The organism is Streptomyces sp. NPDC058279 (genome assembly GCF_042881255.1).
Lineage (GTDB): Bacteria > Actinomycetota > Actinomycetes > Streptomycetales > Streptomycetaceae > Streptomyces.
Genome location: NZ_JBHVYA010000008.1, coordinates 148,907 through 166,622, shown reverse-complemented (window position 1 = coordinate 166,622; position 17,716 = coordinate 148,907). Strand labels below are relative to the sequence as shown.

Sequence of the window (17,716 nt, the reverse complement as noted above, 5' to 3'; positions counted from 1 at the left end):
ACGAACGGTAGGGATACGGTCGCCCCGGGCGCGGCGAACGAGGGGAGCGGTGGTCATGGGCGGTGCGGCGCGGTACGTCGCGGAGCTGGTCGGGGCGTGCGAGCGGTACGCCGAGCGGCCCGCGATCGGCGCCGGTGCGGTCCTGCTGTCGTACGCCGACGTGCTGACCCTGACCTACCGGCTGGCCGGCGCCCTGGAGGAGCTCGGCGTGCGGCGCGGGACCGGGCTGGCCTGTGTGACGGCCGGGAACCCGTACGAGGCGCTGCCGGTGCGGCTGGCCGCGCACGTGCTGGGGGCGCGGCTGACCCAGGTGAGCGTGGGGCCGGCCACCCACGGCCTGGACTTCCTCCTGCGGGACTGCGAACCGGTCCTGGTGGTCCACGACACCCCCGTCCCGGACACCGGCGCCGCGCGGATCACCCTGGCGGGGCTGCTGGAGCGGGCCGCCGGCCGGGAAGCGCGGCCGGTGCCGGTGCGGGCGCGCGAGCAGGACGTGGCCCGGGTGACCTACACGGGCGGCACGACCGGGCGGCCCAAGGGGGTGGCGTCCACCTTCGCCGCGCTGGCGGCCCGTGACGGCGCCCGCGGCGCGGAGACCGCTTACCTGTCGGTGACCTCCCTGGCCCAGCGCTCGGGGGGCCGCTGCCTCGAACAACTGCGGGCGGGCGGCCGTTCGGAGATCCTCGGCGGCCCGTTCGACCCGGGCGGGTTCGCCGCCGCCTGCCGGCGGCTCGGGCCCGTCTCCACCTACCTGACGACCTCGATGGTGTACCGGCTGCTGGACCACCCGCTGACCGCCCGGGGCGTGCCCGGCCTGGAGCGCGTCTCGTACGGGGACTCCCCCATCGCCCCCGAACGGCTGCGGCAGGCGCTGACCCGCTGGGGCCCCGGGGTGCGCTGGCGCCAGGGGTACGGGATGAACGAGGCCGGGGTGATCTGCCGGCTCTCGGAGGCGGACCACGACGCGGCCCGAACCACCCGCCCCGAGTTGCTCGCGTCGGTCGGGCGGCCCGCGCCCGGGGTCGAGGTGGAGGTGCGGGGCGCGGACGGGACGGCGGCGCTCCCGCCCGGGACCACCGGTGAGGTGTGGGTGCGCTCCGGGACGGTGATGGCCGGCTACTGGAGGCGGCCCGACCTGACGGCCGGGGTGCTGCGCGACGGCCGGCTGCGCACGGGCGACCTCGGGCACCTCGACGCGGACGGCTACCTGTACCTGGACGACCGGGTCAAGGACGTGGTGATGGTGGACGGCGAGAACATCTACTGCGGCCCGGTCGAGGCGGCACTGACCCGGCACCCCGCCGTGGCCGAGGCCGCGGTGGTCGGCCGGCCGGACGCCGTCACCGGCGAGCAGGTGTGCGCCTTCCTGGTCCCGGCCGCCGGGCACGCCCCGACCGACGAGGCCGCCGCCGGGGCGTGCGCGCGGGTGGTCGCCGAACTGGCCCCCGACCACCGGCCGACGGCGGTGTTCTGGGTGCCGGCCCTGCCGCTGACGGACCGCGGCAAGCCGGACAAACGCCGGCTGCGCGCCACGGCCGCCGCCGCGGGCGAGACCGGGGCCGCAGGCGAGACCGGGACCGGGGCCGGCTAGCGGAACACCGACGGCGGGGGCTCCGGCGAGGGCACCGCCGAGGCATCGGCGACGGGTGTGGCCCCGCCCGCGAAGTCGGCCAGGGCCCGGCCGTGCTCCACCCGGCCGGGATGCGGGTCGCTCGCCACCCGCCGGGTGAACTCCGCGACGGGCAGCTCCCGGTCGGCGGCGACGAGCACCGCGTTGCCGAAACGTTTCCCCCGCCACACCACCGGGTCGGCCGCCAGCGCCAGTTCGCCGAAGCGGGAGGCGGCGGTGGCGATCTGGCCCCGCAGATGGGCGAGCGGCGGCCCGTCCGTCAGGTTCGCCACGTACCACCCGGTGGGCGCCAGCGCCCGGCGCACGTCGTCCAGGAACTCGGTGCTGGTCAGGTGGGCGGGGGTGCGGGAGCCGCTGAACACGTCCGCGATGACCAGGTCCGCCCAGCCGTCCGGCACCTTGGCCAGCCCGGCCCGCGCGTCCACCGCCCGGACGCGGACGCGCGTCTGCGGGTCCAGCGGCAGGTGTTCCCGTACGAAGGCCACCAGGGCCGCGTCGATCTCCACCACCTGCTGCGTGGAGCGGGGACGGCTCGCGGCGGTGTAGCGGGCCAGGGTCAGGGCCCCGCCGCCCAGGTGCACCACGTTCAGCGGACGGCGCGCGGGCGCGACGAGGTCGATGAGGTGGCCGATCCGCCGCTGGTAGGCGAAGTCCAGGTGGAGCGGGTCGGCCAGGTCGACGTGTGACTGCGGGGCCCCGTCGATCAGCAGGGTCCAGGCCCGGGCGCGCTCGCGGTCGGGCACCAGCTCCGCCAGACCACCGTCCACCTGCCCGACGAGCGCCTCCTCGGCCCCGCGCCGCTTGCCCCTGCTCTTACCGGCCATTGCCCCATTATGACCGGTGCGCCCGCCCGGCCTGTCGGCGTCTTGGCCGGTCAGCGCCTCAGCGGCAGTTGTCCGCCGCCTCGATCAGCCGGGCGGCCTCGCCGAGCGCGGCGCGCAGCACGTCGGGGTCGGTGACCGGTCCCACGGCCTCCGGCGGGAGCAGCCAGGCGGGGTCCCCGGCCGCGGGCGGGGCGCCCGCGGCGCCGCCGGTCAGGTCGCCGAAGCGCATGCCCCGCCCGTTGGTCTGCGTACAGGCGCTGCCCGGCAGGTCCCAGGCGTCGGCGGTACCGGGCGGGACGAGAAAGCCCAGGGTGTCGCCGGACCCGTCGTGCAGGACGGGGCCGACGCCCGGAGCGGTGCGGCCGGTCGCCCGGCGGATGATGTCGACCGCCTCCAGGCCCTGGCGGGTGGGTACGGTCACCAGATCGGGCGCGTCGGCCGGTCCTCCCGCCGTCAGGGCTGCGCCCGGCCGGGGCGCGGTGTTCGTTCCAGTGCTCTCCATGCCGCCCTCCATCAAGGGAACCCCTCCTCGATCCGCGTACGAGCCACTCCGCATGGGTTCAACGCGGCGGAACGTCAACGGGTGCGGCGCAACGTTGCCGCAAAGGATGGCAGTTCATGGCGGATCACGGGTGAGATATCCGTTTTGTAGGCAAACATCGCATGAACGGTCCGCCGGCGGCGGTACGTTCGTGCCCGCCGGGCACCAGCGTCTACACAGCCCGAAGTCCAGAGAGGTCACGTCCATGGCGGCGTCCCCCCACTCACCCAACACCGCCTTCCGGCGGCTGCGCGGCGCCCACTCCCCCGCGGAGTTCGCGGCCATGGTGCGCCGCGCGGCACGCGAGATCGGCGAAACGGTTTCCTGCGACGCCCGTTACATCGGCCGGGTCGAGTCCGGCGAGATCCGCTGCCCCAATTACGCCTACGAGCGGGTGTTCCTGCACATGTTCCCGGGTCGTACGACGGCCGATCTCGGGTTCTTCCCGCGCGAGTCGGTGCGCGGCCGCTCGGGCCGGCGCACCGCGCCTGCGCCGGTCGCCCCCACCCCCACCCCCTTCGTCCCCCGTTCCAAGGAGAGTGACGTGCTGCGTCGCGCGTTCATGGCCGGCGGCTCCGCGACCGTGGCGGCCGCGACGCTCGGCCTCACGGTGCCCGGCGACTCGCGCCGGCCGTCGTCCCGGGCCGGCGCGGCGGAGGCCGCGGCCGTCGAGGACGCCGTGCGCCAGATCCGACTGCTCGACGACCGGCACGGGGCCGACGCACTGTACCGGCGAGCGGCCGAACCGCTGCGCGCCGCCTACGCGTTGCTGGACGCGGGGGCGACCCGCCAGTCGACCGAGGACCGGCTGCACGCGGGCGCCGGGGAACTGGCCGTCTCGGTGGGCTGGCTGGCCCACGACTCGGGCCGTTTCGAGGACGCCCGCTCGCACTACGCGGAGGCGTTGGCGACGGCCCGGGTGGCGGGGAACGCGGCCCTGGAGGCGCACGCCTTCAGCAACATGGCGTTCCTGGCCCGCGACTGCGGGCGGGCGCGCGAGTCGGTGCGCGCCGCCCAGGCGGGCCGCCGCGCCGCGCGCTCGCTGGGTTCCCCGCGGCTGCTGTCGCTGCTGGCGCTGCGGGAGGCGGGCGGCTGGGCGGGGCTGGGCGAGCGGAAGTCCTGCGAGGAGGCCCTGACGCGGGCGCACGCGGAGTTCGCGCGGGGCGAGGCGAGCGCCGACCCGGAGTGGATGAGCTTCTTCGGCGAGGCCGAACTGGAGTCCCTGGAGTCCCGCTGCTGGGCGGCGCTGGGGGAGCACGCGCGTGCGGCCCGGCACGCCCGGCGCGCGGCGGACCTCCAGGACCCGCACTTCGCGCGGAACGTGGCCTTCTACACCGCCGAACTCGCCGGCGACCTGGCTCACGCGGGGGCGCCCGACGAGGCGGCCTGGGCGGGCGGGCGGGTGCTGGACCTGCTCGCCGAGGTCCAGTCGACGCGTATCCGCTCGATGCTGGCGACGACGGCCCGCACCCTGCTCCCCCACCAACGCTCCCCGCGCGTGGCCGCGTTCCTCTCCCGCCAGGCGGCACTCTGACGCGCGGCGCGCGGCGCGCGGATCAGGTGCCGACGTACTCGTACACCGCGCCGTCCGGATGGCGCAGGACGGCCCGCCGCCCGTTGGGCGTGTCCGTCGGCGCCCCGACCAACTCCGCCCCGGCCTCCACCCCGGTCGCCACCACCGCGTCGAGGTCGGCGACGCCGAGGGTGGCCGAGACCCCGGCGAACCGGGCCGCGACCTCCGGCGGTCCCGTGAACAGCAGGAACGGTCCCACGCTCGCCAGCTCCAGCCCCGCGAAGGCGAACCGGGCCGGCGTCTCGCCCGTCAGCTTCTCGTAGAAGGGCAGGGCCCGTTCGAGGTCGTCCACTCGGCGCCGCAGCACCACGGAAGTGATCGTCATGGGTCGATCCTCTCAGCCGACCCACAACGGCGGTATGACGCGAGCCACTTGACGCGCCCGCTAACCGTCCAGGTGTCCCGTGTCGTTCCAGCGTTCCAGCGCGGGGGCGCCGTACGCCCAGCCCAGGACCGACAGGGAGGTGGGGTCCAGGCGGATACGGGCGCCGAAGGACGCCTCGAAGCCGAGCCAGCGGGCGGCGAGCGTGCGCAGGATGTGGCCGTGGGCGAAGACGAGGACGTCCCGTTCGGCCGAGCGGGCCCAGGCGACGACCTCGTCCGCGCGGGCCGCGACATCGGCGACGGATTCGCCGCCGGCCGCCCCGTCGCGCCAGATGAGCCAGCCCGGCCGGACCGCCTGGATCTCGGCCGGGGTCATGCCCTCGTAGTCGCCGTAGTCCCACTCCATCAGCGTGTCCCACGGCTCGGCCTGCGCCCCGAAGCCCGCCAGGTCGCAGCTCTCGGCGGCCCGGACCAGCGGGCTGGTGCGCACCTCCAGGCCGCGCAGGCCCGCCCAGGGGTCCCGGGCCAGTCGCTCGCCGAGCAGCTTCGCGCCCCGCCGACCCTCCTCCAGCAGCGGCACGTCCGTGCGTCCGGTGTGCTTGCCGAGCTGGGACCACGCCGTCTGGCCGTGGCGGGCCAGCAGGATGCGGGGGGCCATGTGCTTTTCTCCCGGTCCGGGTGGATGGATTGACCGATGTACGGAAAGCTCCCGTATCGGTACGGATGCGTCCGTCCATCATCCACGACGCGACGACGGAGCACCGCGCCGCGTCCGCCCCACCGGCCACGCCTCCCCGAGCGACGCAGCCGGATTTCGGCCGGAGGGCCACGATTGTCAGTGGCGGATGGGACACTTCCGCCCGTGAGCTCCTACCCGCCCCGCGTCCCTTCGCAGACGACACCGCAGCAGACCCCCCTGCGGCAGCGGCTCGCCGACCTGCGCGGCCCGGCCGTGCCGCCCCGCCCGCTCGACGCCCGCGCGCTCGCCGCGCTCGCCGCCAACCCGGGCTGCGGCAGACGGGCCCTGCTCGACGGCGCCGGCGTGGACAAGACGGCCCTCGCCTCGGCCCTCGGCTCGCCCTCCGCCTTCGGCCAGTCACAGTTCGCGATCATCCGGGGCAACTCCTTCGAGGCCAAGGTGAAGGGCGACGGCGGGGCGGAGCTGCTGCGCCTGGTGTACGAACGCCTCGGCGCCGGAACCGAGCCGCCCGGCCCGCCCGGCCCGGCCGCCCTCGTCCCCGACCTCACCGCCGCCGGACCCCAGGGCCGGGCCGCCCGCACCGCGCTCGCGCTGCGCGAGGCGACCGCCGCCGGCGCCTGGACGCTGCTGGACCACCCGATGCTGGCCCTGGAGGTGGCGGGCTCCCCCGCGTACCTGGAGCCGGACGCCGTCGTGGTGCACCCCGACGGCCGCTGGACGGTCGTGGAGATCAAGTCGTTCCCGATGATCGACGGGAGCGCCGACCCGGCGAAGGTCGGCGCCGCCGCCCGGCAGGCCGCCGTGTACGTCCTGGCCCTGGAGGGCACCGCCGAGAAGCTGCCCGGGGCCACCGTGGGCCACGAGGTGGTGCTGGTGTGCCCGAAGGACTTCTCCAACCTGCCGACCGCCGCGCTGGTCGACGTCCGCCGGGAGCGCGCCGTCACCCGGCGCCAGTTGGAGCGGCTGACCCGGGTCGAGGAGTTGGCCGCCCTGCTGCCCGAGCACCTGTGCTTCGATCCCGCCCGGTCGGTCGAGGAGCTCACCGAGGCCGTCTCGGCGGTCCCCGCCTCCTACGCCCCCGAATGCCTGGCCGCCTGCGAGCTGGCCTTCCACTGCCGGCAGCGGGCCCGCGCCGCCGACGAGGTGGGCGCGCTCGGCCGGTCCCTGCGCGCCGAGCTGGGCGGGCTGACCACCGTCGAGGGGGCCCTGGCGGCCGCCGGAGGTGCCGGGCCCGCCGAGGACCCGACCGCGTCCGCGCTGCACCGAGCCGCCCGGCTGCGCGCCGAGGCGTTGGCACTCGCGGCCGGCCGCACCCCGTCGCCGGACCCGGAGGACTCCGCATGCCCCTGCTGAACACCCTCGCGCGACTGGAGGCGGTCCGCTCGGGCCGGGCCGAGGCCCTGGCGACCGTACGGCACCGGCACCTGAGCGAGCGCCCGCTGGTCCTCGTACCGCTGACCACCTCCGGCGAGGCCGGTGCGCCGCTCGGCGCGCTGGTCGGCACCGACCGGGACGACCCGTGCCTGTTGGTCATACCGCAGCCGCGGGACCGGGACCTGCGCTGGGAGTTCCTGGCGGAGCTGGCCCGGCAGGTGATGCCGTACATCGACGGGTACGCGGACGTCGTCGAGCCGGCCGAGCGCACCGAGACCGACCCGGAGACCGGCAAGCGGGTCAAGGTGGAGACCGAGCTGTGCGTGGACGCGCCGCAGCTGATCGTGCCGAGCCGGGCGGGCGTGGAATACGTCCGGCTGCTCGGGCGGTCGATGCGGTTCCGGCGCACCGCGGAGGAGGACCCCGAGAACCCCTACCCGGTACCGACCCAAGTCCCGCTGCTGGGGCGCTGGTTCACCCACCTCGCCGAACGCTCGCGGGTGCCCGGCTCCGCCCTGCTGCTGTCCGCGACCGAGCTGCTGTCCCGGCACTGGGCGACCGGGCAGAGCAGCGTCGAGGACCAGCACCTGGGGGCGCTGCTGGCCTGGATCGCCCCGCCCGAGGGGGAGAGCGGGGCGGAGGCCGCGCTGCGCGCGGAACTGGCCCGCGACCGGGACGGGCAGTTGCTGGTCCCGCCCGCCGGGCCCGCCACCGACCCCGCCTTCGACAACAGGCTGCTGGCCCCGGCGATGGCCCGCTACGACGCGGCGCGCGCCGCGGGTACCGAGGGCGCCGAGGCGACCGCGGCCGATCGGGGCGCCGTCGAACGGGCCGAGCGGGCGGTGCGCGAGCTGGTCGGCGCGCAGTTGCGCCCCACCTGGGACGCCGTGTGGCGCTCCCTGGACCTGCTGCGCGCCCTGCCCGCCGGGGAGCGGACCGAGGAGCGGTGGACCCGCGACCGCTGGTCGTACACCGGCCACCGCGACCGCGTACGGGCCGGCGAGCCGCCGCAGCCGCGCCGCGACGACGCGGTGACGGCGGCGCAGAAGCTGGCCACGCGGGAGACGGAGCAGGTGCGGCTCGACGCCCAGGAGGCGCTGGACGACCCCCTGGTGATGGCCGGCCGCCGCCTCGCGGGCGAGGCGTTCGCCGGCGAGGTGACCGAAGTGACCATGGAGTGGACGCAGTCGGCGCGCCCGCGCCCGAGACCGCTGGTCACCGTGGTCACCGAGGACCGGCCGCAACTGACCGACGGGAGCGGTGTGAAGGTGTTCCGTTCGCTGGACGGGCGCCCGCAGGCCGCCGAGTTCGTCCGCTTCGACGAGACCGGGGGGATCGTGCTGCGCCTGCTCGACAAGATGGGCTCGGGCCGGGAACCGGCACCGGGCACGGTGCCGGAGAAGGGCGACCGACTCTGCTGGACGCTGTTCGAGCACGATGCGCGCGGCGGCCCGAAGCTGCCCGATCCGGAGCGGACCCCGTGGACCCACGGCGGCCCGCCCGGGTCGGCGACCGCCACGCTCCCCCTCCCCGACCCCGTCACCGACGGAGACATCCTTTGACCGCCTTCGACCCGGGGGCGGCGGCCGCCCGGGCGACCGCCGCCATCCTGCACGACACCCTCCACGGCACCGAGCGGGGTGTGGTCGTCGACTCCCCGCCCGGGGCCGGGAAGTCCACGCTGGTGGTGCGGGCCGCGCGCGAACTGGCCGCCGCCGGGCGCCGGCTGATGGTGGTCGCGCAGACCAACGCCCAGGTGGACGACCTGGTGTTGCGGCTGCACGACAAGGACCCCGAGCTCAAGGTCGGCCGGCTGCACAGCAGCGAGGGCGACGCCTACGACCCGGCGCTGCGCGAACTGCCGTCGGTCACCCTCTCGGCGAAGCCCGGTGACCTCGCGGAGCTGCCGATCACCGTGTCGACGGCGGCGAAGTGGGCGTACGTGAAGGACGCCGAGCCGTGGGAGCACGCCATCGTGGACGAGGCGTACCAGATGCGCTCGGACGCGCTGTTGGCCGTGGCGGGGCTGTTCGAGCGGGCGTTGTTCGTGGGCGACCCGGGGCAGTTGGACCCGTTCAGCGTGGTCGGCGCCGAACAGTGGGCGGGGCTGTCCTACGATCCTTCGGCCTCGGCGGTGTCCACCCTGCTGGCGCACAACCCGCACCTGCCGCAGCACCGGCTGCCGGTGTCGTGGCGGCTCCCGGCGTCGGCGGCGCCGCTGGTCTCGCGGGCCTTCTACCCGTACAGCCGGTTCCGCAGCGGTACGGGTCCGGGCGAGCGGCGGCTGTCGTACGGGGTCGCATCCGACGGGTCGGGCCCGGACCGGGTGCTGGACGAGGCCGCCGCGTCGGGGTGGGGCCTGCTGGAGCTGCCCGAGCGGCATACCCCGCGCACCGATCCGGAGGCGGTCGCGGCGGTGGCGCTGGTGGTCCGTCGGGCGTTGGACCGGGGGGCGGTGACGCAGGACGAGCACCCCGGCGGTCCGACCCCGCTCACCCCGGACCGGATCGCCGTGGGCACCGCGCACCGCGACCAGGCGGCCGCGGTCCGCGCGGCGCTGGCCGGCCTGGGCGTCAACGGCGTCACCGTGGACACCGCGAACCGGCTCCAGGGCCGCGAGTACGACCTCACGGTCGTCCTCCACCCCCTCTCGGGCCGCCCCGACGCCACGGCCTTCCACCTGGAGACGGGCCGGCTGTGCGTGCTGGCCTCCCGCCACCGGCACGCCTGCGTGATCGTGGCCCGCGCGGGCGTCGCGTCCCTCCTGGACGACCACCCGTCGACGGAACCGGTCCAGCTGGGCGTCACGGTGAAGTTCCCGGACGGGTGGGAGGCGATGATGGCCACCTGGGACTTCTGGTCCGACCACCGCATCCCCTGGCGCCCGTAACGCCTCGCCCTCGCCGTCGCGCGTCACTCCGCGCGCGGCGGCGACCCCTTGCGGGTGATGCCCCTGCGGGTGCGGAACACCTCGCCGACCTCCGCCAGGACGCGTAGCTGCTCCGGGGTGAGGAGGTCGATCAGGTGGCGGCGGACCGACTCCACGTGCAGGGGGGCGGCCGTGTGGATCGCCCCGGTGCCGGAGGCGGTCAGGACGACCTCCGCGCCGCGGGCGTCCGTCGCCACGTCCTCGCGGCGGACCAGGCCGCGCTGTTCCATGCGGGTGAGCTGGTGGGAGAGCCGGCTGCGGGACCACTGCATCAGGTGCGCGAGCACACTGATCCGCATGCGGTGGCCCTCGGTCGAGCCGAGCACCGACAGCACGTCGTAGTCCGCCTCCGAGAGCCCGCTGTCCCGCGTCAGGTCGCGCGCGATGTCCGCGTCGACGAGGGGGAACATCCGCCGCCACGCGTACCACGCCTGCTGCTCGGACTCGGTGAGCCAACGCGGCGCGGGCTCCGGGGGTTCGGCCATGGGGTCCACTCTAAACAGGTTGGTGATACGTCACCTACCTAGTTGACATATCACGCAACGGTGACTTTCCTTGGTGACACATCAATCAACAGACTGTTGCCTCATCAGTTCACCGACGCCTCACGGGAGTTCATACCCATGACCCGCCTGCACGTCATCTCCGCCGCCACCCGTCCCACCTCCTCGGGCCGCCCGCTCGCCGCCTGGGTCAGCGAGCAAGCCCGCGCCCACGGCGGCTTCGACGTCACCTCCGTCGACCTCGCCGAGATCGCCCTGCCCTTCCTCGACGAGCCCGAGTACGCCTCCAGCGGCGTCTACGCCAACCCGCACACCCTGGAGTGGAGCGCCCTGGTCGACTCCGCCGACGCGTTCGTCTTCGTCCTGCCCATGTACAACGGCGCCTTCACCGCGCCCTTCAAGAACGCCATCGACTTCCTCTACAAGGAGTGGGCCGGCAAGCCGGTCGCCCTGCTCAGCTACAGCGCGGGCCCCACCGGCGGCGCCCCGGCCGCCGAGATGCTGCTGCCGGTCCTGACCCGCCTCGGCATGCTCCCCACCGAGCGCCGGGTCGCCGTCGCCGGCATCAACGCGCTGGTCGGCCCGGACGGCTTCCAGGCCCCCGAGGGCCTGGCCGACGAGCTGGCGGCCCAGTTGGACGAGGTCGCGGCGCTGGCGTCCGAGCGCGCGGCCGAGGGCGTGTCCGCCTAACCCTTCCCCCGGGCGCGCGCGAGCGGGCGTGCGCCCTTGCGGGGCGTTGGACAATGGAGGGTGGCCCGGAGCATTCGCGCGCAGCACCCAGGAGGACAGGCATGGCAGAGCCCGAGCGGACCGAGCGGAGGCTGCGGCCCGCGCCGCTGCTCTTCGAGCCCTCGGAGGCGGCCTCGGACCCCGAGCACTTCTTCGACCTGGAGTCGATAGAGGACCCGCGGGAGCTGCTGGCCCGCGCCACCGAGCTGACCCTGGCCTTCCGGGCGGCGCAGGACCGGGCCGTCGAGTTCCAGGCGCTGGCGGCGGCGCAGCTCGCGGACCGCCGCCGGTTCGACCGGCTGCCCGCCTCCGCGATCGCCGAACAGGCGGAGTGGACCGAGGACTACGCGGTCAAGATGATCGAGTTCGGCGAGAGCCTGCTGCGCGGCGGCGGGGCGGAGGACGCGTAGCCCGGGGCGGGGCGGCCGTGTGCGGGCCGCGCACGCGGGCCCGTGGCATATGCGGGGCGCACCATACTCCCGGTCCCCCCGCGTTGTCCCGGAATTCGGTAACTCCGGGGAGTTGCCTCACTACGGGCGGTAGACCTGGGGCATGACGACCTTGACCGGCTGCCCCGCCCTCGACGTCCGCCCCGCCCCCGCCACCCAGGTCACCCACGAGGGCGCCTCCTGGCTCGCCTCCGCGTGCACCCACCCGCGCGGCGCCCTCGCGGCCTGGGAGGAGCGGCCCACCGCTCCGGCGGTGCTGCCCTGCGGGACCGCGTTCGACGTCGTCAACGTTCCGCTCGTGCTCGGCCGGCGGATGCTCGACCTGCTCTGGGCCGAGGGCCCCGGCTGCGGGCCGGCCGCCGTGCACCGCGGCCGGATCCTGCTCTTCACCGCGCCGGGCACCGCGCAGCGGCTGCCCGCCCTGCTCGCGTGGGAGGAATGGAGCCCGAACGCGGCGGCCCCGATCTGCCACGGCCCCGGCGATGCCGTCACCGTGCCGCCCCTCGTCGCGACGCCCGGACCCTCGCGCTGGCTGGTGGCCCCGGACTCCCGGCGGCCTTGGCTGCCCGGGCCGGACGCCCTGCTCTGGGCGTTCCTGCACGCCGCCCGCCTGCAGGTATCGATTTTTCGTTCCGCCGATCGGGATGCTAATGTCTACGACGTCAGCAGGCGCCGCTAGCTCAGTTGGTTAGAGCAGCTGACTCTTAATCAGCGGGTCCGGGGTTCGAGTCCCTGGCGGCGCACAGACGGAAAGAGGCCCCCACGCGAGTGGGGGCCTCTTTCGTGTGCCCGGGTTCCGGCGCCCGGACCGCTACGTCGTGATCTTGACCGTGTACGCGCCCGAGGGGGTGCGGTCCGCCACCTCGATCCGGATGCGCTCCCCGGGCACCGTGAACGCCTCCCCGACCTCCAGCGGGGCGTCCGCCAGCGGCGGGTAGACCGAGCGGTCCCAGCACGCCTCCGTGCGCGGGTGGCCGTCCAGCACCTCGATCGGGCCGCCGCCGGAGGCCGCCTCGTTGCGGACGCGGTAGACGAGGACTCCCTCGGTGCAGGTGTCCCCGTCGTTGCCGGCCGACCCGCGGGCCTCGATGGCGATGGCGCTGCCCGGTCCGGTGCGGACCACCGCGAGCCGGGTGCCGCCGGAGCCGCCCCTCGGGACGCCCTCGGCGATCGGTTGGAGGGTGTGCAGGGAGGTGCCGGACGGTACGCAGTCCACCTGGGAGGCGTCGAGCCAGCCCAGCTTCCACTTGTGCCAGGCGAACAGGTCCGGGGCCATGCCGAACTGGCTGCCCATGACGTCCCAGTCCCCGACGTAGGTGTCCCAGTCGCCCTTGCCGTCCGTGGGCCGGTGGTAGAGGTCGGGCAGGTCGAAGACGTGCCCCGTCTCGTGCGCCAGGACGTTGCGGTCCGGCGGATGCCGCTCGAAGACGGTCACGATCCGCCTCAGCTCGGTACCGTCGGCGATGAGGGGCCGATCGAAGTTGACGACCTTGGTGGCGTCCGAGTCCACTCCGGGCGCGTTGGGGTCGGCGACGAAGTACACGATGTCGTACCGGCTGAAGTCCACCGCGGGGTCGGCCGCCGCGACCGCGTCCCGCAGGTAGGCGGCCCGGGCCTCCGGCGCCCAGTCGCGCTGCATCCCGTACGCCGTGGACGGCTTGGGCATCGCGATCCACCGCTTCTGCGGGTGCGGGACCAGGCGGAACCGTCCGTACGAGGCGCGCTCGAAGAAGTTGCTGGTGGCGGGGAAGTAGTCGTCGGTCAGCTCGTCGGGGGTGACGGTGGCGCGGTGGTCGGGGAAGGAGAGGAAGACCATGACCGCGTTCAGGGTGCGGACCGGCTTGGGGTAGGCACGGTTCCAGGTGTCCAGGCCGAGGGAGTGGTGCGCGGCCGTGCGGGTCAGGGCGCAGGGGCCGGCGCCGGACGCGGCGGCGGCGGTGGGGGTGGCGACGAGCGACATGGCGGCGACCGCCGCCATGGAGGTGAGGACCGCCGCGGCACTTCGGATGCCGGGATGGTCCACTCCCCCGGGTGTCTGATGGGGCGGCACATCGACCTCCGGTGGTGGATTCGTACCCTTCCGTCCACCTTGAGGCGATTGTCTTACTTATGCCCTGTTCCGGTGCCCCACATGAGTGAGCGGTGGGGCAAGTCGGTGACCCCCACAGTTCACGACCCTGTCTACAGAACGTCACGACCGATCACCGGAGATCAGCGGCGGACTCCGCACGCTCACCGCCGCGCAGAAACGATCGCCCGTGATCGGGCAGACGGACCGTCATCACACCGTCATCCCACCGAAGTACGCCCCTCCGACCGGCGACGCCGCTGGATAGGGCCGTCCGGCAGCCTCTATGATCGGCACACTTTCCTGCACGGACACTCACGAGCACTGCGGGAGCCAACGGTGAGCGGAACCTCAGAGGGACCCGGTTCGGCGGCCGACCGCATCCGATCGGCCGTCACGGAGCGTCACCCAGCAGTGCCGGCCTTGCCGGGCATGTCGAGCGAGCCGGAGGATCCGTCGATGCTGACCTCGCCCTCCCGGCCCGCGCCGGGCTCGCGCGACTTCCGGGCCGCCTTCGACGCGGCCCACCTCGCGATGGCCGTCGTCGACCGCGAGGGCTACGTCGTCGCGGCCAACCGGGCCCTGGCCGCACTGCTGGGCTCCGCCCCGCACGAACTCGTCGAGCGGGCCGCGGCGGACCTGGTCGACCTGGCCGCGGAGGCCCGTACCTGGCAGGCCTACCAGGAGGTGCTGCGCGGCCGTCAGGCGCGGCTGCGCTGCACCCGCCGACTCAAACACCCCGACGGCCACTCGTTGTGGACGGAGGTGACGCTGGGGCCCGTACCCGGAACCCGGGACGTCCTGCTGTCCGTTGCCGACATCAGCGACCGGCGCGACCTCCAGGCCCGGCTGCGCCACCTCCAGATGCACGACCCCGTGACCCGCCTGCCCAACCGGGCGCTGTTCTTCGAGCGGCTCTCCGCCGCCCTGGAGGCCGCCTCGTACGAGGACGGCGGAACGGGCCGGATCGGCCTGTGCTACCTGGACCTCGACGGCTTCAAGGCGGTCAACGACACCCTCGGCCACCGGGTCGGCGACCGGCTGCTGACCGCCGTGGCGGCCCGGCTGACCCAGTGCGCCGACCAGGCCGGCTACGGGCGCACCAGCGGCCACCTCGTGGCGCGGCTCGGCGGGGACGAGTTCGCCCTGCTGGTGGAGGACTCCACCGGCACCGAGCAGCTCGCGGAGCTGGCGCGCGGCGTCCTGGCCGCCGTCCAGGAGCCGTTCGACCTGGCCGGGCAGCGGCTGTCGGTGTCGGCGTCCATCGGCGTGGTGGAACGCGCCGCCGCCGGGACCTCGGCGACCGGTCTGATGCAGGCCGCGGACACGACCCTGTACTGGGCGAAGGCCGACGGCAAGGCCCGCTGGACCCTGTTCGACCCCGAGCGCAACGCGCACCGGATGACCCGGCAGGCGCTCTCGTCCACGCTGCGGCCGGCCGTGGAGCGGGGCGAGTTCGAGCTGGAGTACCAGCCGCTGGTGGACCTGGAGAGCGGCGCGGTGCGCGGGGTGGAGGCGCTGGTGCGCTGGAACCACCCGCAGTTCGGGACGTTGACGCCGAATCGGTTCATCGGAATTGCGGAAGAGGACGGTTCGATCGTCCAGTTGGGTCAGTGGGTACTGCGGACAGCCTGCCGGCAGGCCCGGCGCTGGCAGATCGAGCAGCCCAGCGACTCGCCGGTGTTCGTGTCGGTGAACGTGGCCGTGCGGCAGGTCTGGGACTCGGACCTGGTGGGGGACGTCGCGGAGATCCTCGCCGAGACCGGGCTCGCGCCGCAGTTGCTCCAACTGGAGCTGACGGAGTCGGCGGTCATGGGTTCGGCGGGCCGGCCGCTGCAGGCGCTCCAGGCACTGAGCGACATGGGCGTGCGGATCGCCATCGACGACTTCGGCACCGGGTACTCCAACCTCGCCTACCTCAGCCGGCTGCCGGTGTCGGTGCTCAAGCTGGACGGCTCGTTCGTGCGCGGCTTCCGCTACGACGAGGGCGCCCACCCCAACCCGGCCGACGAGACCATCGTGGAGGCCCTGGTCCAGCTGGCCCACCGGCTCGGCCTGACGGTGACGGCGGAGTGCGTGGAGACGGCCGGTCAGGCGGCCCGGCTGCGCCGCGTCGGCTGTGACACGGGCCAGGGCTGGCTCTACTCCCGCGCGGTGGCCCCCGAGCGCATCGCGGAGATGATCGGTACCCGCCCGCCGGCGCAGGACGGCTGAGCGCGCACACCTCCGCCCCGCACCCCTGGACGGGGTGCGGGGCGGAGGGTCGCTCGGCGCGGGGTGGGGGGCGATCAGCAGGCGCCGAGGTCCTTCCAGACACCCCATTCACCGGTGGTGCCGGGCTCCTCGTTCTGCGTCCACCACTGGGCCTTCCACTTGTGGCCCTTGTGGGAGACCTCGCTGCCGCCGGTGTAGACCGTGCCCGCGACGTAGGCGGGGGCGGCGCAGCCCGTGGTGGGCGTGGCGGTGGGGGTCGGGGTCGCCGTGGGACCGGGCGTGGAGGTCGGCGTGGGGGTCGCGGTCGGGGTCGGGGTCGGGGTGGCCGGGGGCTGGGTGGGGCCGCCGAGGGCGGTGGAGATCTGGTTCAGCAGCGTGGCCTTGTCGTCCAGGCCGAGCAGGGAGTACATCATCGCGCCGGCCAGCCCGCGCTGCTTGCCGTAGTCGACCCGGGCCTGCACGGACTTCTGGTTCAGGCCGGTGAAGAACTCGCCGTCCTTGTAGAAGTACGACGCCTTCGCCTGGTCGTCCCAGAAGGTGGTCGCCGGGTTGTCGACGATGCCGCCGAGTTCCTTGTAGTCGGCGATGCCGGCCTGCTGGCTGGTGGGCCGGGCGGCGGACGGGCCGGTCGCCGGCTGGGCGAGGCCGTTGGTGGTCCCGGCGGGGACGCCCTTCCAGCCGCGGTAGTAGAACTCGTAGCCCAAGGTCAGCTTGGCGGCCGGGAAGCCGCCCGTGATGCCGTAGGCCGGGTTGCCGTCGAGCCAGGAGTCGATGGCGTTCTTGATGCTGTACTTCTCGGTGCCGGGCGCGATCGGGTCGGTCGGGTCGGCCGCCGAGGGGTAGAGCGGCGACTGGTGGTACGTCGGCCCGTCGCCGTCCCAGGCGCCGTGCATGTCGTAGGTCATGATGTTCGCGTAGTCGAGGTACGCGCCGATCTTGTCCGTCTCGATGTACTTGATCTTGTCCTGGCCGGCCGGGAGCGCCGAGGTGAGCAGGTACTTCTTGCCGCCGTTGGCCGCTCCGTAGGCGTCGAGCTGGGTGCGGAACTCCTTGAGCAGCAGGGTGAAGTTCTGCTTGTCCTCGGGGGCGTAGTGATTGCCGAGGTGGCCGCCCGCCGAGCCGGGGTACTCCCAGTCGATGTCGATGCCGTCGAAGATCCCGGCCGCGCTGCCCGGGCCGCCGTAGCCGCCCTCGACGGGCAGGTTGCCCTTGATGTACTGGTCGATGCAGGAGGAGACGAGCTTCTTGCGGGAGGCGTCGGTCTTGGCCGCGTCGCTGAAGTACTTCGAGTACGTCCACCCGCCGATCGAGATGTTGATCTTGAGGTTCGGGTACTTCGCCTTGAGCTGCTTGAACTGGTTGAAGACACCCACGATCGGCTGGTCCCACTTGTCGGCGACCCCGCTGACGCTGTCCGCCGCGCCGAACGACTTCTGGTAATCGGCGTAGGAGTCGCCCGCCCCATCACCGGCACTGGCGTTGTTGTCGTCGCCCGCGGCCTTGTTGGCCTCGAAACAGGTGAGGTCGGTGGGGTGGATGTTGCCGAACGAGTAGTTGATGACGTCCAGCTTCCCCGCTATGCCGCGGGTGTCGAGCTGCTTGGGGTAGAACGCGTTCCCGTACACGCTCCACTGGTCGTAGTAGGCGATCTTGACGTTGCCCGCGGCCGCCGCGGCCGCCGCGGGGGCGCCGCCGGTGGTGCCCGCGGCCTGTGCGGTGCCGAGTCCCGCGAAGGTGGCCAGCGCTCCGGCTGCCAGCGCGGCCGTGGCGGCGGCCGCGAGGAGGGGTTTACGGATGTGCATGAACTGACTCCGTGGGGGTGGGAGGGGATTCGTCAGCTTCGGGTGAGAGAAGTGAT

Annotated in this window: 16 protein-coding genes and 1 tRNA gene; 10 read left to right on the top strand and 7 right to left on the bottom strand. The window is 74.2% G+C overall.

Features of this window, described 5'->3' with window-relative positions:
• Nucleotides 1-55 precede the first annotated feature (55 nt).
• Complete coding sequence (locus ACFVXJ_RS17870) at nucleotides 56-1,591, top strand: class I adenylate-forming enzyme family protein (RefSeq protein WP_389662654.1); 1,536 nt, start codon at nucleotides 56-58, stop codon at nucleotides 1,589-1,591.
• Here the strand turns inward: ACFVXJ_RS17870 and ACFVXJ_RS17865 are convergent.
• Nucleotides 1,588-2,454, bottom strand: coding sequence for a spermidine synthase (locus ACFVXJ_RS17865; RefSeq protein ID WP_389662652.1), 867 nt, complete (start codon nucleotides 2,452-2,454; stop codon nucleotides 1,588-1,590). The genes ACFVXJ_RS17870 and ACFVXJ_RS17865 overlap by 4 nt on opposite strands.
• Before the next feature lie 58 nt (nucleotides 2,455-2,512).
• Nucleotides 2,513-2,956 carry a hypothetical protein gene (locus tag ACFVXJ_RS17860; protein WP_389662650.1) on the bottom strand — a complete coding sequence of 148 codons (444 nt, stop codon included), beginning with the start codon at nucleotides 2,954-2,956 and terminating at the stop codon, nucleotides 2,513-2,515.
• 244 nt (nucleotides 2,957-3,200) lie between these two features.
• Here ACFVXJ_RS17860 and ACFVXJ_RS17855 point away from each other — a divergent pair, with 244 nt between their 5' ends.
• Nucleotides 3,201-4,529, top strand: coding sequence for a tetratricopeptide repeat protein (locus ACFVXJ_RS17855; RefSeq protein WP_389662649.1), 1,329 nt, complete (start codon nucleotides 3,201-3,203; stop codon nucleotides 4,527-4,529).
• 22 nt (nucleotides 4,530-4,551) lie between these two features.
• On the opposite strand, the gene ACFVXJ_RS17850 is transcribed toward ACFVXJ_RS17855, so the two are convergent.
• Nucleotides 4,552-4,893 (bottom strand): VOC family protein, encoded by a 342-nt coding sequence (locus ACFVXJ_RS17850; RefSeq protein ID WP_389662647.1) that lies wholly within the window; start codon nucleotides 4,891-4,893, stop codon nucleotides 4,552-4,554.
• A gap of 60 nt (nucleotides 4,894-4,953) precedes the next feature.
• Nucleotides 4,954-5,550, bottom strand: a complete 597-nt coding sequence (locus ACFVXJ_RS17845) for a histidine phosphatase family protein (RefSeq protein ID WP_361311306.1) — start codon at nucleotides 5,548-5,550, stop codon at nucleotides 4,954-4,956.
• A gap of 204 nt (nucleotides 5,551-5,754) precedes the next feature.
• Here ACFVXJ_RS17845 and ACFVXJ_RS17840 point away from each other — a divergent pair, with 204 nt between their 5' ends.
• Genes ACFVXJ_RS17840 through ACFVXJ_RS17830 form a run of 3 tightly spaced genes read left to right on the top strand, consistent with a single transcriptional unit; the run spans nucleotide 5,755 to nucleotide 9,856 of the window.
• A complete protein-coding gene (locus tag ACFVXJ_RS17840) occupies nucleotides 5,755-6,945 on the top strand; it encodes a hypothetical protein (RefSeq protein ID WP_389662645.1) in 1,191 nt (396 codons plus the stop codon).
• A complete protein-coding gene (locus ACFVXJ_RS17835; protein WP_389662643.1) occupies nucleotides 6,933-8,528 on the top strand; it encodes a hypothetical protein in 1,596 nt (531 codons plus the stop codon). The genes ACFVXJ_RS17840 and ACFVXJ_RS17835 overlap by 13 nt, the downstream gene beginning before the upstream one ends.
• Complete coding sequence (locus tag ACFVXJ_RS17830) at nucleotides 8,525-9,856, top strand: AAA domain-containing protein (RefSeq protein ID WP_389662642.1); 1,332 nt, start codon at nucleotides 8,525-8,527, stop codon at nucleotides 9,854-9,856. Before ACFVXJ_RS17835 ends, ACFVXJ_RS17830 begins: the two co-directional genes overlap by 4 nt.
• Before the next feature lie 23 nt (nucleotides 9,857-9,879).
• Here ACFVXJ_RS17830 and ACFVXJ_RS17825 read toward each other — a convergent pair whose 3' ends face one another.
• Nucleotides 9,880-10,380, bottom strand: a complete 501-nt coding sequence (locus tag ACFVXJ_RS17825; protein ID WP_389662641.1) for a MarR family winged helix-turn-helix transcriptional regulator — start codon at nucleotides 10,378-10,380, stop codon at nucleotides 9,880-9,882.
• 138 nt (nucleotides 10,381-10,518) lie between these two features.
• Here ACFVXJ_RS17825 and ACFVXJ_RS17820 point away from each other — a divergent pair, with 138 nt between their 5' ends.
• The 4 genes from ACFVXJ_RS17820 (at nucleotide 10,519) to ACFVXJ_RS17805 (ending at nucleotide 12,319) form a co-directional block, all read left to right on the top strand.
• Complete coding sequence (locus ACFVXJ_RS17820; RefSeq protein WP_389662639.1) at nucleotides 10,519-11,088, top strand: NADPH-dependent FMN reductase; 570 nt, start codon at nucleotides 10,519-10,521, stop codon at nucleotides 11,086-11,088.
• 101 nt (nucleotides 11,089-11,189) lie between these two features.
• Nucleotides 11,190-11,537, top strand: coding sequence for a hypothetical protein (locus ACFVXJ_RS17815; protein WP_361311316.1), 348 nt, complete (start codon nucleotides 11,190-11,192; stop codon nucleotides 11,535-11,537).
• Between the two features lie 142 nt (nucleotides 11,538-11,679).
• Nucleotides 11,680-12,255 carry a bifunctional DNA primase/polymerase gene (locus ACFVXJ_RS17810; RefSeq protein WP_389662638.1) on the top strand — a complete coding sequence of 192 codons (576 nt, stop codon included), beginning with the start codon at nucleotides 11,680-11,682 and terminating at the stop codon, nucleotides 12,253-12,255.
• A tRNA-Lys gene (locus tag ACFVXJ_RS17805) sits at nucleotides 12,246-12,319 on the top strand. The genes ACFVXJ_RS17810 and ACFVXJ_RS17805 overlap by 10 nt, the downstream gene beginning before the upstream one ends.
• A 68-nt stretch (nucleotides 12,320-12,387) precedes the next feature.
• Here the strand turns inward: ACFVXJ_RS17805 and ACFVXJ_RS17800 are convergent.
• The gene (locus tag ACFVXJ_RS17800; protein ID WP_389662637.1) at nucleotides 12,388-13,626 is read right to left on the bottom strand and encodes a M6 family metalloprotease domain-containing protein; all 1,239 of its coding nucleotides are present in this window, start codon (nucleotides 13,624-13,626) and stop codon (nucleotides 12,388-12,390) included.
• Between the two features lie 450 nt (nucleotides 13,627-14,076).
• Between ACFVXJ_RS17800 and ACFVXJ_RS17795 the strand changes: the two genes are divergently transcribed.
• On the top strand, nucleotides 14,077-15,858 hold the full coding sequence (locus ACFVXJ_RS17795; RefSeq protein ID WP_389662636.1) for a putative bifunctional diguanylate cyclase/phosphodiesterase: 1,782 nt from the start codon (nucleotides 14,077-14,079) through the stop codon (nucleotides 15,856-15,858).
• 74 nt (nucleotides 15,859-15,932) lie between these two features.
• Here ACFVXJ_RS17795 and ACFVXJ_RS17790 read toward each other — a convergent pair whose 3' ends face one another.
• Nucleotides 15,933-17,660, bottom strand: coding sequence for a glycosyl hydrolase family 18 protein (locus ACFVXJ_RS17790; protein ID WP_389662634.1), 1,728 nt, complete (start codon nucleotides 17,658-17,660; stop codon nucleotides 15,933-15,935).
• Nucleotides 17,661-17,716: the final 56 nt, after the last annotated feature.